The organism is Streptomyces sp. SID5910, from assembly GCF_009862125.1.
Lineage (GTDB): Bacteria > Actinomycetota > Actinomycetes > Streptomycetales > Streptomycetaceae > Streptomyces.
The window spans coordinates 1-15,644 of sequence record NZ_WWHX01000966.1 but is presented as its reverse complement, the minus strand read 5'-3'; the positions used below and the strand labels follow the sequence as shown (position 1 = coordinate 15,644).

17 protein-coding genes are annotated in these 15,644 nt (G+C 71.8%); 9 read left to right on the top strand and 8 right to left on the bottom strand.

Annotated elements, in window-relative coordinates:
- The 3 genes from GTW67_RS34710 to GTW67_RS34700 all read left to right on the top strand — a co-directional run.
- A partial coding sequence (locus GTW67_RS34710; RefSeq protein ID WP_161168693.1) for a S1C family serine protease occupies positions 1–1,111 on the top strand: 1,111 nt, incomplete at its 5' end.
- 157 nt (positions 1,112–1,268) lie between these two features.
- Positions 1,269–1,742 carry a sec-independent translocase gene (locus GTW67_RS34705; RefSeq protein WP_161168692.1) on the top strand — a complete coding sequence of 158 codons (474 nt, stop codon included), beginning with the start codon at positions 1,269–1,271 and terminating at the stop codon, positions 1,740–1,742.
- Between the two features lie 226 nt (positions 1,743–1,968).
- Positions 1,969–2,643 carry a hypothetical protein gene (locus GTW67_RS34700; protein ID WP_161168691.1) on the top strand — a complete coding sequence of 225 codons (675 nt, stop codon included), beginning with the start codon at positions 1,969–1,971 and terminating at the stop codon, positions 2,641–2,643.
- A 67-nt stretch (positions 2,644–2,710) separates the two neighbouring features.
- Here GTW67_RS34700 and GTW67_RS34695 read toward each other — a convergent pair whose 3' ends face one another.
- Genes GTW67_RS34695 through GTW67_RS34685 form a run of 3 tightly spaced genes read right to left on the bottom strand, consistent with a single transcriptional unit; the run spans position 2,711 to position 5,776 of the window.
- Entirely contained in the window at positions 2,711–3,844 is a 1,134-nt protein-coding gene (locus GTW67_RS34695) for an Mrp/NBP35 family ATP-binding protein (RefSeq protein WP_161168690.1), read from the bottom strand.
- 44 nt (positions 3,845–3,888) lie between these two features.
- Complete coding sequence (locus GTW67_RS34690) at positions 3,889–4,488, bottom strand: DUF1003 domain-containing protein (protein WP_161168689.1); 600 nt, start codon at positions 4,486–4,488, stop codon at positions 3,889–3,891.
- On the bottom strand, positions 4,478–5,776 hold the full coding sequence (locus GTW67_RS34685; RefSeq protein ID WP_161168688.1) for a magnesium transporter MgtE N-terminal domain-containing protein: 1,299 nt from the start codon (positions 5,774–5,776) through the stop codon (positions 4,478–4,480). Before GTW67_RS34685 ends, GTW67_RS34690 begins: the two co-directional genes overlap by 11 nt.
- Before the next feature lie 223 nt (positions 5,777–5,999).
- Between GTW67_RS34685 and GTW67_RS34680 the strand changes: the two genes are divergently transcribed.
- The gene (locus GTW67_RS34680) at positions 6,000–6,737 is read left to right on the top strand and encodes a hypothetical protein (RefSeq protein ID WP_161168687.1); all 738 of its coding nucleotides are present in this window, start codon (positions 6,000–6,002) and stop codon (positions 6,735–6,737) included.
- 11 nt (positions 6,738–6,748) lie between these two features.
- Here the strand turns inward: GTW67_RS34680 and GTW67_RS34675 are convergent, their stop codons facing one another.
- Complete coding sequence (locus GTW67_RS34675; protein WP_161168686.1) at positions 6,749–7,270, bottom strand: hypothetical protein; 522 nt, start codon at positions 7,268–7,270, stop codon at positions 6,749–6,751.
- A gap of 33 nt (positions 7,271–7,303) precedes the next feature.
- The gene (locus GTW67_RS34670; protein WP_161168685.1) at positions 7,304–8,419 is read right to left on the bottom strand and encodes a magnesium and cobalt transport protein CorA; all 1,116 of its coding nucleotides are present in this window, start codon (positions 8,417–8,419) and stop codon (positions 7,304–7,306) included.
- Positions 8,420–8,924: 505 nt separating this feature from the next.
- Here GTW67_RS34670 and GTW67_RS34665 point away from each other — a divergent pair.
- Positions 8,925–9,521, top strand: coding sequence for a suppressor of fused domain protein (locus GTW67_RS34665; protein ID WP_161168684.1), 597 nt, complete (start codon positions 8,925–8,927; stop codon positions 9,519–9,521).
- A 30-nt stretch (positions 9,522–9,551) separates the two neighbouring features.
- Here GTW67_RS34665 and GTW67_RS34660 read toward each other — a convergent pair whose 3' ends face one another.
- Complete coding sequence (locus tag GTW67_RS34660) at positions 9,552–10,775, bottom strand: MFS transporter (RefSeq protein ID WP_161168683.1); 1,224 nt, start codon at positions 10,773–10,775, stop codon at positions 9,552–9,554.
- A 158-nt stretch (positions 10,776–10,933) separates the two neighbouring features.
- Between GTW67_RS34660 and GTW67_RS34655 the strand changes: the two genes are divergently transcribed.
- The 3 genes from GTW67_RS34655 to GTW67_RS34645 all read left to right on the top strand — a co-directional run bounded on the left by GTW67_RS34655 (position 10,934) and on the right by GTW67_RS34645 (position 13,266).
- Positions 10,934–11,575: a DUF6758 family protein gene (locus GTW67_RS34655; RefSeq protein ID WP_161168682.1), complete on the top strand. Its 642-nt coding sequence runs from the start codon at positions 10,934–10,936 to the stop codon at positions 11,573–11,575.
- 134 nt (positions 11,576–11,709) lie between these two features.
- Positions 11,710–12,567, top strand: coding sequence for a PHP domain-containing protein (locus GTW67_RS34650; protein WP_161168681.1), 858 nt, complete (start codon positions 11,710–11,712; stop codon positions 12,565–12,567).
- Between the two features lie 93 nt (positions 12,568–12,660).
- The gene (locus GTW67_RS34645) at positions 12,661–13,266 is read left to right on the top strand and encodes a MarC family protein (RefSeq protein WP_161168680.1); all 606 of its coding nucleotides are present in this window, start codon (positions 12,661–12,663) and stop codon (positions 13,264–13,266) included.
- A 79-nt stretch (positions 13,267–13,345) separates the two neighbouring features.
- Here GTW67_RS34645 and GTW67_RS37295 read toward each other — a convergent pair whose 3' ends face one another.
- On the bottom strand, positions 13,346–13,498 hold the full coding sequence (locus tag GTW67_RS37295) for a DUF8834 family protein (RefSeq protein WP_007444413.1): 153 nt from the start codon (positions 13,496–13,498) through the stop codon (positions 13,346–13,348).
- A gap of 236 nt (positions 13,499–13,734) precedes the next feature.
- Here GTW67_RS37295 and GTW67_RS34640 point away from each other — a divergent pair, with 236 nt between their 5' ends.
- On the top strand, positions 13,735–14,640 hold the full coding sequence (locus tag GTW67_RS34640) for an NYN domain-containing protein (protein WP_202438092.1): 906 nt from the start codon (positions 13,735–13,737) through the stop codon (positions 14,638–14,640).
- A gap of 4 nt (positions 14,641–14,644) precedes the next feature.
- Here GTW67_RS34640 and GTW67_RS34635 read toward each other — a convergent pair whose 3' ends face one another.
- A complete protein-coding gene (locus GTW67_RS34635) occupies positions 14,645–15,523 on the bottom strand; it encodes an alpha/beta fold hydrolase (protein WP_161168678.1) in 879 nt (292 codons plus the stop codon).
- Between the last annotated feature and the right edge of the window lie 121 nt (positions 15,524–15,644).

Below are 15,644 nucleotides of genomic sequence, written 5' to 3'. Positions count from 1 at the left end.
GCGGGCCCGGCGGGCGCTCGTCGTCGGGGTCGTGCTGATCGCCCTGGTCTCCGGTGGCGTCGGCGGTGCCGTAGGGGTCTATCTGGAGCGCAACGGCGGCATGGGGACCGTGGAGCTGCCGCAGGCCGGGAAGGAGCCGGCCGGCCGGGCCCCGGACAGCGTCGCCGGGATCGCCGCGCGGGCCCTGCCCAGCGTGGTGACACTGCACGTCAGCGGCAGCGACGCCGCCGGCACCGGCACCGGCTTCGTCCTCGACGGCCGCGGCCACATCCTCACCAACAACCACGTCGTCGAGCCCGCCGGAAACGGCGGCGAGATCACCGTGACCTTCAACAGTGGCGACACCGCCGAGGCCACGGTCGTCGGCCGCGACAGCGGGTACGACCTCGCGGTGGTGAAGGTCAAGGGCGTCGACGGACTCACCCCCATGCCGCTCGGCAACTCCGACAACGTGCAGGTCGGCGACCCCGTCGTCGCCATCGGCGCCCCCTTCGACCTGGCCGGCACGGTCACCTCCGGCATCATCAGCGCCAAGGAGCGGCCCATCACGGCCGGCGGCGAGGAGAGCGACGGCAGCGACGTGTCGTACGTCGACGCGCTCCAGACCGACGCGCCCATCAACCCCGGCAACTCCGGCGGCCCCCTCCTGGACGCCCGGGGCAGCGCCATCGGCATCAACTCCGCGATCCGGTCCGCCGGCAGCGGCGGCGCCGACTCCGACGGCGGCCAGGCCGGTTCCATAGGGCTGGGCTTCGCCATCCCCATCAACCAGGGCAAGCGCGTGGCCGAGGAGCTGATCAACACCGGCCGGGCGACACACCCGGTCATCGGCATCACCCTCGACATGGACTACGCCGGCGACGGCGCCCGCGTGGGCACGCGGGGCAGCGACGGCGGGCCCCCGGTCACCGCCGGCGGACCCGGCGCCGACGCCGGCCTCAAGGCCGGGGACGTGATCACCGAGGTCGACGGCCGGCGCGTGCACTCCGGCGAGGAACTCATCGTCAAGACCCGCGCCCACCGCCCCGGCGACCGGCTGGAGCTGACCGTGGAGCGCCAGGGCAAGGAGACGAACGTCTCGTTGGTGCTCGGCTCCTCCGACGGCGACTGAACCGGGACAGACCGGCACACGGCCAGGAGACGGGGCCGGGAAGGCAAACAATCGGGAAAGCGCTCGCATACGCACAGTCCGTGGTCACGGGACGGTACCGGCCGGGCGGGATCGGCGGGTACCGTGGGGGCGGCCCGGACATCCCAAGGAGCTTCAGGTGTTCAATGACATAGGCGCACTCGAGCTGGTGACGCTCGTCGTCCTCGCCGTGCTCGTGTTCGGCCCGGACAAGCTCCCCAAGGTCATCCAGGACGTGACGCGGACCATCCGGAAGATCCGGGAGTTCTCGGACAGCGCCAAGCGGGACATCCGGGAGGAGCTGGGCCCGGAGTTCAAGGACTTCGAGTTCGAGGACCTCAACCCGAAGACGTTCATCCGCAAGCAGCTGGACAACGACGAGCTGGGTCTCAAGGAGATCCGCAACGGCTTCGACCTGAAGAAGGAGATGGCCGAGGTCACCGACGCGGTCCACGGCCGCGAGTCGGAGACGTCGTCGTCCTCCTCGGGCTCCTCGTCGTCCTCGTCCTCTTCGGGCGGGGCCGTCGACATGTCCAAGAAGATCGACATGGCCAAGAAGCCCGAGACCCCCGCCCGCGACGAACGCCCGCCGTTCGACGCCGACGCCACCTGACCCCACCGCCCCCGTCGGCGTGCGCCGCCGTACGTGACGCGTCTCATACTCCGAACCGGTCGCACACGCCCCCGTCGCGGCACCGGTGCGGCCCACGCGCCGGGCGCTTTCCCGGCTGCCCGCACAGGTGTGGCTATGCTGCCGAGTTGTTGTGCGGAGCGGACGAGTGCGCCCGAAGGGGGGTGGGCCGTTCCGCTCCGACGAGAGCGAGGAGGCGTCCGGGCACATGGAGACGACGAACGCGGCGGTCGCGCAGGCGCCGGCCGCGGAGGACGGACCACCAGTCCCCTCCGCCCGGCGTACGGTCGACGGCTATCTGCGGGCGCACTTCCCGTGGTACGGCCTCGACGAGGCGTTCACGGGGCGGCGCTGGCTGATGCAGGTCGGCACGGCGGCCGACGGAACCGTGGAGCACGGCTCGATCGGGCACGGCGACGAGCCGTCCGTGCGCAACGAGCACGTGTCCGGCGACGACCAGGACGCCAAGGAGAAGTTCGCGGTGGTCGTGACGGTCGCCGCCAGCCCCGACCGGCGCAGCGCCGACGGCACGGGCCTGCTGGAGGCCACGTCGGTGTCCTCGGCGGCATGGCTCGCCGGCGTGGGGCTGCTGTCCTTCACCTGGCCGGGCCAGATGGACCACTCCCTGCGCGACAACTGGCTGGAGCAGCAGACCGAGACCGCCTGGGTGCTCGCCGACGACCTCGACGGGGAGGACTGGACGACGCTGTCGCTGCCCGTGGACGGCGTGCCGACGTCCTTCCACTACCGGGAGTCCGAGTTCGGCTGGGTGCTCGCCGGCTCCACCGACCGGGGTGTCCACCTCGGGGCGTACGGCCGGGGCATGAGCGCCTACGGGCTCGCCTTCTCGGTGGTCAAGGACATCGCCGCCTACGACGCCTGACCGGCGTCCCGGCGTACGACGAGGGGCGCCGTCCGCAAGGACAGCGCCCCCGTGGCCGTACGGAAGGTCAGAACTTGTTCCGGGGCGTGATGCCCAGCGACAGGCCCGACAGGCCGCGCTGACGGCCGCCCAGCTTGCCCGCGATTCCCCGCAGGGCCGCGCCCGCCGGGGACTCCGGGTCGGACAGGACCACGGGCTTGCCCTCGTCGCCGCCCTCGCGCAGGCGGACGTCGATCGGGATGGAGCCGAGGACCGGGACCGAGGCGCCGGTCGTGCGGGTCAGGCCGTCGGCGACCGCCTGGCCGCCGCCCGTGCCGAACACGTCGACCATCTCGCCGCAGTGCGGGCAGGGCAGGCCGGACATGTTCTCGACCACGCCGACGATCTTCTGGTGGGTCTGCACGGCGATCGCACCGGCCCGCTCCGCCACCTCGGCGGCGGCCTGCTGAGGGGTCGTCACGACGAGGATCTCGGCGTTCGGCACGAGCTGCGCGACGGAGATCGCGATGTCGCCGGTGCCGGGCGGCAGGTCGAGCAGCAGGACGTCCAGGTCGCCCCAGTACACGTCGGCCAGGAACTGCTGGAGCGCGCGGTGCAGCATCGGGCCGCGCCAGACGACCGGCGCGTTGCCCGGGGTGAACATGCCGATCGAGATGACCTTCACGCCGTTGGCGGAAGGCGGCATGATCATGTTCTCGACCTGGGTGGGACGCCCGTCGGCGCCCAGCATGCGCGGCACGGAGTGGCCGTAGATGTCGGCGTCGACGACACCGACCTTCAGGCCGTCGGCCGCCATCGCCGCCGCCAGGTTCACCGTCACCGACGACTTGCCGACGCCGCCCTTGCCGGACGCCACCGCGTACACCCGGGTGAGGCTGCCCGGCTTGGCGAAGGGCACCTCGCGCTCGGTCTGGCCGCCGCGCAGGGCGCTCGCCAGCTCCTTGCGCTGCTCGTCGCTCATCACGTCCAGCTCGACGTCGACCCGCGTGACACCCTCGACCCGCGAGACCGCGTCCGTCACGCGCTGCGTGATGGTGTCCCGCATGGGACAGCCGGAGACCGTCAGGTACACCGCGACCGCGACCGCTCCGTCCGCGCCGATCTCCACCGACTTGACCATCCCGAGCTCGGTGATGGGCCGGTTGATCTCGGGGTCGTTCACCGTCGCCAGTGCCTCGCGCACCGCGTCTTCCGTAGCCATAGACACGATGGTACGGCGCCGCCCACGGGGCGCGGAAAGCCCCGTCAGCGGTCGTGTACGTCACGCCCCGTGGACCGATCCGCCGGGAATACCCCGTCGCCGCGGCGGTGGCCGTCCTGCCGCTCCTCCATCTCCCTGATCAGGTCCTGGAGCTCGGAGCGGATCCAGTCCCGCGTCGCGACCTCGCCGAGGCCGATGCGCAGGGCGGCGATCTCCCGGGTCAGGTACTCGGTGTCGGCGATCGACCGCTCGTTCTGCTTGCGGTCCTGCTCCAGGTTGACCCGGTCCCGGTCGTCCTGCCGGTTCTGCGCGAGCAGGATCAGCGGGGCCGCGTAGGAGGCCTGGAGCGACAGGGCCAGCGTCAGGAAGATGAACGGGTACTCGTCGAAGCGCAGGCTGCCCGGCACGGACACGTTCCACAGCACCCAGCAGATGATGACGACCGTCATCCAGACGATGAACCGCCCGGTGCCCAGGAAGCGGGCGACGCGCTCCGACAGCCGGCCGAAGGACTCCGGGTCCCACTCGGGCAGGAGCCGGCGCCGGGGCGGCCGGGGCTGGTCGAGGCGGGCGCGGGGACGGGAGGCCGCCGTGGCCCCCGACACCGCGCGCTCCCGGGGCGGGGTCTCGCGCTCAGGCGCCATCGGCGCTCACCTCCCGCGGCCCGTCCGTCTCGTCCAGGTGGTACTCGGTCTCCCGCCAGTCGTCGGGCAGCATGTGGTCCAGTACGTCGTCCACGGTGATCGCGCCGAGCAGCGACCCGGAGTCGTCCACGACGGGCGCCGCCACCATGTCGTACGTCGCGAAGAAACCGGCGACCACCGGCAGCGCGGCGTCCGGCTCCAGGGGCTGGAGGTCGTCGTCCAGCATCGAGCCGACCAGCGTGTACGGGGGGTCGCGCAGCAGGCGCTGGAAGTGGACCGTGCCCAGGTACTTGCCGGTCGGGGTCTCCTCGGGCGGCCGGCACACGTAGACCTGCGCGGCGTGCGCCGGGGACAGGTCGGGGTTGCGGATGCGGGCCAGGGCGTCGGCGACGGTGGCGTCGGGGCGCAGCACGATCGGCTCGGTCGTCATCAGACCGCCGGCCGTGTGCTCCTCGTACGCCATCAGGCGCCGCATGTCGGCCGCGTCGTCGGGCTGCATCAGGCTCAGCAGGCGTTCCTTGTCCTCCTCGGGCAGCTCGCCGAGCAGGTCGGCCGCGTCGTCGGGGTCCATCGCCTCCAGCACGTCCGCGGCGCGTTCCTCCTTGAGCTTGCCGAGGATCTCGATCTGGTCGTCCTCCGGCAGCTCCTCCAGCACGTCGGCCAGGCGGTCGTCGTCGAGGGCGGCGGCGACCTCCGCGCGGCGCTTGGCCGACAGGTGGTGCAGCACGTTGGCGAGGTCGGCGGGGCGCAGCTGCTCGAAGGTGGCGAGCAGGTTCTCGGCGCCCTGCCCCTGCTCCTCCAGGGAGAAGCCGGTGACGCCGGACCACTCGACGGTCAGCGTCTCGCCCCTGGCCCGCCGGAAGGCGCCGCCCTTCCTGCCCTTGCGGACGAAGACCTTGTCGATCTCCCAGTCCCGGCGGGCCGGCAACTGCTGCACCGACAGGTCCAGGACGGTGGCCTCCTCGCCGTCCTCGGTGAGCGTCACGCGCCGGTCGAGGAGCTCGCCGAAGACGAGGCGCTCGGTGGGCCGCTGCTCGAAGCGCCGCACGTTGAGCACCCCGGTCGTGATGACCTGCCCCGACTCGATCCCGGTGACCCGGGTCATCGGCAGGAAGATGCGCCGGCGGGTGGACAGTTCGACGACCAGACCGAGCACCCGTGGGGGCTTGCGGCCGACGCGGAGCATGACGACCAGGTCGCGCACCCGTCCCACCTGGTCGCCGGCCGGGTCGAAGACGGCGATGCCGGAGAGGTGCGAGACGAAGATCCGGGGGGCGCCCGCTGCCATGGCCGCGGCTCCTTTTCGTCAGTCAGTCCGTGAGAGGAGTTGAGAGGAGTTTCGTACGGTGTCTCTTTCCCGAATTGCCCGCTCGCACGGCCTTCAGGCTAGCCCGTCCCGAAGAGGTCCGCCCTGGCGGGCCGGTCCGGACGGACTGGCTCCGATCACCGCCTTCGGCCCCGGTACGCTGCGGTACGCCTCTTGGATCTCCGTCAGAAAGGCAGCACCACCTGTGACCGTGACTCCCCGGCGCCGACTCCGCAGGGCCGCTTGGCTGGGCGCGGTGTGCGCCCTGGCAGTGGCGGGGGCGGGGCTGACGGGATGCAGCAGCGAGGACCCGGACGCGGGCACCAACGGGGTGGGCAAGCTCCCGGCCGAGAAGATCCAGGCCAAGACGCGCGCGGCCGCCGACGCCGCCCGCGCGGTCCGGCTGCACGGCACGGTGGCCGCCGGCGGCAGCACGTACACCCTGGACATGCGCCTGAAGTCCGACGGCGGCACCGGGTCGGTCGCCGCCGAGGGGGCGACCTTCGGGCTGCTGCGGGTCGGTGAACAGCTCTTCCTCAAGGCCGACGCCGGTTTCTGGAGCCACGACGGCGGCGACGCCGCGGCCGCGGAGAAGCTGGCCGGCAAGTACGTGAAGGTGCCGGAGGGCGACCCGGCGTACCAGAAGTTCAGCGGCTTCACGGACAAGGACGTCCTCCTCGACGGACTGCTGACGCTGCACGGCACGGTGGAGACCGACGGCCGGCACGAGCAGGAGGGCGTGCGCACCGTCCGCGTCACCGGTGACCAGGGCTCCGGCGGCTCGCTGGACGTCTCCCTGGAGGGCACGCCCTACCCGCTGCGCCTGGTGCGGGCCGGCAGGGCGGGCACGCTCAGCTTCTCCGACTGGAACAAGGACTTCCCGCTCACGGCACCGGCCAAGGACGACACCCTGGACTACGGCAAGCAGCTGCCGACCTCCTAGGGCCCGACGCCCTAGCCCCGCCGGCTCTTCCTCCGGCGCTTCAGCAGCAGGCGCGGCAGGGACGCCGGGGCCGGTTCGCGGGTCGTCGCCGGGCTCGGCAGCGGTGGCTCGGCCAGTGAGCCGTCGGGCAGCGGCGCGAACGTCCCCGTCGGCTCCAGCCGCAGCACCCGGCACTCACGCGCCCAGCGGCCGGTCATCGCCTCGCCGTCCGGGGCGTTGAGCCGCTTGCCCTTGAGGTCGGCGACCGCGGCCTGCCACGCCTCGGAGCCGGAGGGCAGCTCCACGACCCGCGCCGCCCAGGAGACCAGCCGGCCCCCCTTGTCCTTGCTGCGCACCGTCACTTCGGCCGCCGCCCCGTCGGTCAGGCCCGGCAGCGGCTGCTCGCCGGGTCCGTCGCCGACGACGCAGGCCGCGCCCTCGTGCCAGACGTGCCACAGCGCACGGGCGGGCACGCCGGGGCCCTTGACCCAGATGAGGCCGGACTTCTTGGTGGCCTCCTCGACGAGGGCCTGGTCGAGCAGCTCGCTTGTCATGCGGTCAGCCTATCCAGGGGCCCCCGGGCGGCTTCAGAGCCAGCCGTTGCGCTTGAGCGTGCGGTGGATGCCCAGGCAGAGCCCGACGGTGATCGACAGGACCAGCGGATAGCCGAACTTCCAGTGCGTCTCCGGCATGTAGTCGAAGTTCATGCCGTACACCCCGCACACCATCGTCGGCACGGCGATGATCGCCGCCCACGAGGTGATCTTGCGCATGTCCTCGTTCTGCGCGACGGACGCCTGGGCGAGGTTGGCCTGGAGGATGGAGTTCAGCAGCTCGTCGAAGCCGATGACCTGCTCCTGCACCCGTGCCACGTGGTCGGCGACGTCCCGGAAGTACTTCTGGATCTCCGGGTCGATCAGCCGCATCGGCCGCTCGCTGAGCAGCTGCATGGGCCGCAGCAGCGGCGCCACCGCCCGCTTGAACTCCAGCACCTCGCGCTTGAGTTGGTAGATCCGGCCGGCGTCGGTGCCGCGCGGGCTGCCCTTGCGGCCGGGCGAGAACACCTCGGTCTCGACCTCGTCGATGTCGTCCTGCACCGCGTCGGCGACGGCGATGTAGCCGTCCACGACGTGGTCGGCGATGGCGTGCAGCACCGCGGAGGGGCCCTTGAGCAGCAGCTCGGGGTCGTCCTGAAGCCGGTGCCGCAGCGTGCGCAGGGAGCCCTGGCCGCCGTGCCGGACGGTGATGAAGAAGTCCCGCCCGGTGAAGCACATGACCTCGCCGGTCTCCACGACCTCGCTGTTCGCGGTGAGCTCGTCGTGCTCGACGTAGTGGACGGTCTTGAAGACGGTGAACAGGGAGTCGTCGTAGCGCTCCAGCTTGGGCCGCTGGTGGGCCTGGACGGCGTCCTCCACGGCCAGCGGGTGCAGTCCGAACTCCCGGGCGATACCGGCGAATTCGTCCTCGGTGGGCTCGTGCAGGCCGATCCACACGAAGCCGCCGTCGCGGCGCACCTGACGCATCGCCCGGTGCGGGCTCAGCGGGGTGTCGGTCTGGACGCGGGTGCCGTCGCGGTAGACGGCGCAGTCGACGACGGCGGAGGCGGTCCCCGGGTCGCGGGTGGTGTCGTAGGCGCCGTTGTCCTTGCGCAGCGAGACGCGGGACGGGCGGACCGCGGCGCGCAGGTCACGGATCATCGACATGGCAGGCTCCTTCGCGACGGGCAGCGAGCGTGCCGGCGGCGGGTGGAACCACCCGGAATGAGGACGTCCAGATCACGCGTGCTCGGCGCGTCCACAAAGCGGGGGGCACCGCACCGTCGCGGTGGCCGGCTTCACTGCTGATTCAGCGCTGCTGTTGCAGGCAGGCAGATCAGGCAAAACGAGACGAAGTGCTCTTCCGAGGAGAGGCGCGCGAGCGAAAGGCCGCGGCGGGAAGAACCGGAGCAGCTGCGTCAGCGACCGGAAGAGCGAGTGGTACTGCACGGTCGACTTCGGTCCATGCCGCCCACCTCCTCCGGCCGGTCCCTCGTGAGGGACGATCCATACCCCTGTTTGAAGGGGTTCCCCGTAGGGGAGTGTTCTCAGCGTCGGGGCCGTGATCGCTCGACTGCCGCGTGCTGCCCCAGAACCGCTGGCCCAGAGTACCAGTGACTCGACGTGTCAAGGCGCCGCTTTGCCGCGTACTGACGAGTTCTATGCTCGCCGCATGGCTGATGTTCTTCCTCTGGTCGAGGCCCGGTTGTGTACGGCACTGGGCGAACCGGACGCGCGCGCGGCGGTCACCTTCCTCGGCGCCGACCGCATCGAGGTGCTGCGCTTCCCCGGCGGCGGCCCGGAGGGCGACATCGTCCGCTACGCGACCCTCGGCATGTCCGCGCAGCCCATGGCGGACCCCACGGCCGTGCTCGCCGACCCGGTCGAGGGCCCCCGCGCCGAGCTGGTCCTCTCCGTCCGGGCGGGCGGCGCCGACACCGACAAGGTGCTCCGGCCGCTGGCCGTGCTCGCCGCGTCCCCGCAGGTCGAGGGCGTCGTCGTGGCGCCCGGCGCCTCCCTGGACGTCGGCGAGCCGCTGTGGCCCGGCGCCCCGTTCACCTCGGTGCTGGTCGCGGAGCCGGGCGGTCTGGTGGAGGACCTGGAGCTGGACGCCCCGCTGGACCCCGTACGCTTCCTGCCGCTGCTGCCGATGACGCAGAACGAGGCCGCCTGGAAGCGGGTGCACGGCGCCCAGGCCCTCCAGGAGCGCTGGCTGACGCACGGAACGGACCTGCGGGATCCGTCCCGCAGGTCCGTCCCGCTGGAGTGAGGCGACTCACCAACCGCGGTGCGCGGTGGCTCAGTCGGCGAAGACGGCGACCGAGTCCTCGGCCGCGTGCCGCGGCTCCAGCTCCTCCGCCTCGTGGGTGAGCGCCCGGCGCCGCACGGCGACCACGACCGCGCCCAGTACGGCGGTGACGGCGGCCACCACGAACGGGATGTGGATGTCGGTCCACTCCTCGATCTTCGGCGCGAAGTACGGAGCGGCGGCCGCCGCGAACCAGCGCACGAAGTTGTAGCCGGCGCTCGCCACCGGGCGCGGCGCGTCCGACACGCCGAGGGCAAGTTCCGTGTACACGGTGTTGTTCACGCCGATGAAGGCACCGGACAGGATGGTGCAGACGATCGCGGCGGTGTGGTTGCCGTAGCCGAGGACCAGCACGTCGGCCGCGAGCAGCACCAGCGAGCCGCCGAGCACCTTCAGCGAGCCGAAGCGCCTCTGCATGCGCGGCGCCACGAGGACCGAGAACACGGCCAGCAGCACGCCCCAGGCGAAGAACACGGCACCGGACTTGTACGGGGTCATGTTCAGCACGAACGGCGTGAAGGCCAGCACGGTGAAGAACGTGTAGTTGTAGAAGAACGCGGAGACCGCGGCGGAGGCGAGGCCGCCGTGGCCCAGCGCCTTGATCGGGTCGAGCAGCGAGGTCTTGCGGGCCGGCTTCGGCTGCTCCTTGAGGAACACCGTGATGCACAGGAAGCCGATCGCCATCAGGAACGCGGTGCCGAAGAACGGGTAGCGCCAGCTGGCGTCGCCGAGCAGCGCGCCCAGCAGCGGGCCGCAGGCCATGCCGAGGCCGAGGGCGGACTCGTACAGCAGGATCGCCGCGGCGCTGCCGCCGGCCGCCGCGCCGACGATGACCGCGAGGGCCGTCGAGACGAACAGGGCGTTGCCGAGGCCCCAGCCGGCCCGGTAGCCGACGAGCTGGCCGACGGTGTCGGAGGTGCCGGCGAGGCCCGCGAAGACGACCACGAAGGCGAGGCCGAGCAGCAGGGTCTTGCGTCCGCCGATGCGGCTGGAGACGAAGCCCGTGACCAGCATGGCGACGGCCGTGATCAGGAAGTAGGAGGTGAACAGGAGGGAGACCTGGCTGGCGTTCGCGTCCAGGCCCTTGGCGATGGACGGCAGGATCGGGTCGACGAGCCCGATGCCCATGAAGGCGACGACGGACGCACCGGCGGTCGCCCACACCGCCTTGGGCTGTCGCAGGATGCCGCCCGCACCCGCGTCGAAGGGGTCCATGGTTGCTCCAATGCCGACAGAGATGGTTGGTTTATGCACATAGTAAGTTAGCGCGGCTAATTAATGCAACATACATCTACTTTCTCCTGGTCAGCCCGCCGCCCCGGATGGGTGATCGTCCTTGACGTGGGCGGGCGAGGGTAGGACCGTGGGGCTGTATGAGGGGCGAACCCAGTTGCCCGAAGTGTGGTGGCCGGGTCAGGGCTCCCGGTCTCTTCGCCGATTCATGGCAGTGCGACCTGCATGGCACGGTGCACCCGCTCCAGCCCGTGATACCGCCCAGCGTCGAGGCGCTCGGCGTCGTCGTGCACCGCACCCAGGTGCCGGTGTGGATGCCGTGGCCGCTGCCCGTGGGCTGGCTGTTCACCGGCGTGGCCTGCGCGGGCGACGACCGCAGCGGCGGCCGGGCCACCGCGGTGGCCTGCTCGGGACCGGGCCCGCTCGGTGGCCCCGGCGAGCTGATCCTGGTGGCCGAGGAGCTGGGCGTCGGACTCGGCGCGCGGTACGCGGGGATCGACGCCCCGGACCCCGGCCCCTACTTGGACGTCGAGAAGCCGCCGCAGGCCAAGGTCCTCGCCGCCGGCCGCCCGACCCCGCTCTGGCACGTCTCCGGCACCCCGAGCGACCGCGCGGTGTTCGCGGGGGAGGCCCTCGGGATGTGGCTCTGGGCCGTGCTGTGGCCCGAGCAGTCGGGACTGCTCATGTACGACGAGCTGGTACTGACCGACCTGAGGGACGCCGGCGCGGAGGTGGACCTCGTGCCGTGCGGCGCCCTGTCGCCGCGGTTGATCCAGCCGTAGCGCACCGTCCGGGGGCGGGCCGGGGGGTGCGCGCGTAGGGGGCGCGAGGGCGCTTCGGGTGTGACATCGGGGTGCGGAGTTCCGGTTATCCTTGAGCGTCCCCTTTCGTCCCGTCACCGCCTGGAGTCAGCGTCGTGCGCATCGATCTGCACACCCACTCCACCGCGTCCGACGGCACGGACACCCCCGCCGAGCTGGTGCGCAACGCCGCCGCGGCCGGGCTGGACGTCGTCGCGCTGACCGACCACGACACCACCCGCGGCCACGCCGAGGCCATCGCCGCGCTGCCCGAGGGCCTGACGCTGGTCACCGGCGCCGAACTCTCCTGCCGCCTCGACGGCATCAGCATGCACATGCTGGCCTACCTCTTCGACCCCGAGGAGCCCGCCCTGCTCGCCGAGCGGGAACTGGTCCGGGACGACCGGGTGCCGCGCGCCCGGGGCATGGTCGCCAAGCTCAACGCGCTCGGCGTCCCCGTCACCTGGGAGCAGGTCGCGCGGATCGCCGGCGACGGCTCCGTCGGACGCCCGCACGTGGCCACCGCGCTCGTGGAGCTCGGCGTCGTACCGACCGTGAGCGACGCCTTCACCGAGGACTGGCTGGCCGACGGCGGCCGGGCCCACGTCGAGAAGCACGAGACCGACCCGTTCGAGGCGATCCGGCTGATCAAGGGCGCCGGCGGCGTCGCGGTCTTCGCCCACCCGGCCGCCGCCAAGCGCGGCCGTACGGTCCCGGAGGCCGCCATCGCCGAGCTCGCCGCCGCCGGACTGGACGGCATCGAGGTCGACCACATGGACCACGACGCCGACACCCGGGCCCGGCTGCGCGGACTCGCCGCGGACCTGGGGCTGCTGGTGACCGGGTCCAGCGACTACCACGGCAGCCGCAAGACCTGCGTGCCCGGCGAGTACACGACGGACCCCGAGGTCTACGGCGAGATCACGCGGCGGGCGCACGGGGCGTTCCCCGTGCCGGGGGCCGGCGGAGCCTGAGGTCCGCGGCGCCCGAGGCCCTCAGCGCCCGAGGTCCGCTCCCGTCCCACACCCCGTTCGTTGCTCCTGTCATCGCAAGGCTTTGTCACGCTCATGTTCGACCTCGCCGTCTTCGGCTCCCTCTTCCTGACCCTTTTCGTCATCATGGATCCCCCCGGGATCACTCCGATCTTCCTCGCGCTGACCGCCGGACGGCCCGCCAAGGTGCAGAAGCGGATGGCCTTCCAGGCCGTCTGCGTGGCCGGCGGTGTGATCACGGTGTTCGGGCTGCTCGGGCACCAGATCCTCAACTACCTGCACGTCTCCGTGCCCGCGCTGATGATCGCCGGCGGGCTGCTGCTCCTGCTGATCGCCCTCGACCTGCTCACCGGCAAGACGGACGAGCCCAAGCAGACCAAGGACGTCAACGTCGCGCTGGTGCCGCTCGGCATGCCGCTGCTCGCGGGGCCCGGCGCCATCGTGTCGGTCATCCTGGCCGTGCAGAAGGCCGGCAGCGTGACCTCGCAGGTGTCGGTCTGGTCGGCGATCCTCGCCATCCACGTGGTGCTGTGGCTGGTGATGCGGTACTCGCTGCTGATCATCCGCGTCATCAAGGACGGCGGTGTCGTCCTGGTGACCCGCCTCGCGGGCATGATGCTCTCCGCGATCGCTGTGCAGCAGATCATCAACGGCGTCACCCAGGTGATCCAGGGCGCCTGAGCGCCGGACACGACAGAGCCCCCGCGCGGCACCGGTGACGGTGTCGCACGGGGGCTCCCGGCGTGTGGAACGGTCCGCGTTACAAGGCCGAGGTGTCGGCGGGGCGGATCCACAGGCGCTGCCCTATGGCGGCGGCCTGCTGAACGATGCGGTTCACGGAGGCGGCGTCCACGACGGTGGTGTCCACGGGTGTGCCGTCGACGTCGTCGAGTCGCATGACTTCAAAGCGCATGGGCCTCTCCCTTGATCTGGTCATCCTCCTGAGGAGAACTACTGGTGTGGGCCACGGGTCGTCGGTGCCCGGGCGTCCATACGATTCAACGGCCCGGATGTTAAGAACATTCCCTACGCTAAGGAAATTTTTCGAACAACTAATTACTGACACGTAAGAAGACCGCCTCGGAGCGATCCGTGCCCGTAACAAGACTGACCGGGACCGGTTGTGTTCGCAGCGTGACCGCCGGGACAATGGAGGCGATGAACGACGACCTCGCGTCCCTGAACGCCCGCATCGACCGCACCAACGAGCTGCTCCAGCGCATGCTCGCCGAGGTGGCGAAGACGCCTTCGACCCACGCGATCTTCGTCGACGCCGGGTACCTCTACGCGGCGGCGGGGCGACTGGTCGCCGGCACCGAGGACCGCAGGGCCTTCGACCTGGACGCCGAGGGACTGATCGAGGCCCTCATCGACAAGGCCCGCACGATCTTCGCCGACAGCCGCCTGCTGCGGGTCTACTGGTACGACGGCGCCCGGCGCCGCATCCACACCGCCGAGCAGCAGACCATCGCCGAGCTGCCGGACGTCAAGGTCCGCCTGGGCAACCTCAACGCCAACAACCAGCAGAAGGGCGTCGACTCCCTCATCCGCTCCGACCTGGAGTCTCTCGCCCGGCACCGCGCCATCAGCGACGCGGCGCTGCTCGGCGGCGACGAGGACCTCGTCTCGGCGGTCGAGGCCGCCCAGGGGTACGGCGCCCGCGTCCACCTGTGGGGCGTCGAGGCCCCCGAGGGCCGCAACCAGGCCGACCCGCTGCTCTGGGAGGTCGACAGCCAGCGCACCTTCGACCTCGACTTCTTCAAGCCGTACGTCTCCCGGCGCACCGCCCACGCCTACGAGGGGGCGGGCGTGGTGCGGCCGGCCCGCGAGGACGTCCGCTTCGTGGGCGCCCAGATCGCCGCGAAGTGGCTGGCGGCACGGGGCCGCGACGCCCTCCTGGAGCTGCTCCCCGGCCACCCCTACCTGCCCGGCTCGGTGGACCAGGACCTGCTCGTGGAGGCCGAGGGGCTGCTCCAGTACTCGCTGCGCGGCCAGGCCGACCTGCGGCGGGCGCTGCGGGACGGCTTCTGGGAGCACCTGCGGTCGCAGTACTAGGCCGTCACAGCGCGGGGACGCCGTCCCAGAAGTCGGCCAGGGCCTGGGCGGTCGGCAGCGGCTGGTCCGTGTTGGGCGAGTGCTCGGCCCCCTGGACGACGGTCCGGCGCGCGTCCAGCCGTACGGCCATCTCGTCCAGGAGGGGCACGGGCCAGGTGTCGTCGTAGGCGCCCGACAGCACGTGGAACGGTAGCGGCACCGCGGCGAGCTCGGCGACGCGGTCCGGCTCGGTGCACAACTGGCGTCCCGTGGCGAGCAGTTGCGCCGGGCGGGTGCCGAGCCAGCGTGCGCGCAGCCGTTCCGGGGCGTCCGGGCCGTGGGCGGGCACCGGGGCGCCGGCCTCCTCGGGCGGACCCATCGCCTGCATCACCTCCCAGACCTGGGCCATCGTCATGGTGCCGAGCGCGTCCCGCAGGAGCTTCACGCGCTGCTGCTGGGAGACGGAGATCCGCGCCGGGCCCGACGACATCAGCGTGAGGGAGAGGAAGGGGGAGTGGTCGAGGAGGACGGCGGCACGGGCGATCTGGCCGCCGAGCGAGTGCCCGACCAGGTGCACGGGCGTCCCCAGCGCGGCGACCTGCGCGAGGACGTCCCGGGCCAGCTCGGCCTGCGCGTAGCCGGCCTCGTCGTGCTCAGGGCCGTCGGACTCGTACTGTCCGCGCCCGTCCACGGCGACCGTACGGTACCCGCGGGCGCCGAGCGGTTCGTGCAGCAGCGTGAAGTCCTCCTTGCTGCCGGTGAACCCCGGCAGCATCAGCACGACCCCCTTGGGCACGCCCCCGCCGGCCACGGGCGAATCGACGACGGCGAACTCCCCGCGCGCGGTAAGCAAGCGGTACACACGGGCATCGGACGGCGGGTCGAACCGAGCATTCGTACTCACGCCCAGAGCCTATCCACGCCCCGACCCACCCAAGTCGTGCCGCCCCGCCCCTTGCCCCGCGCAGCCTGCGGGAAGTCGTGCTCCCGGCCCCTTCCCCCGCCCAGCCTGCGGGCAGTCGTGC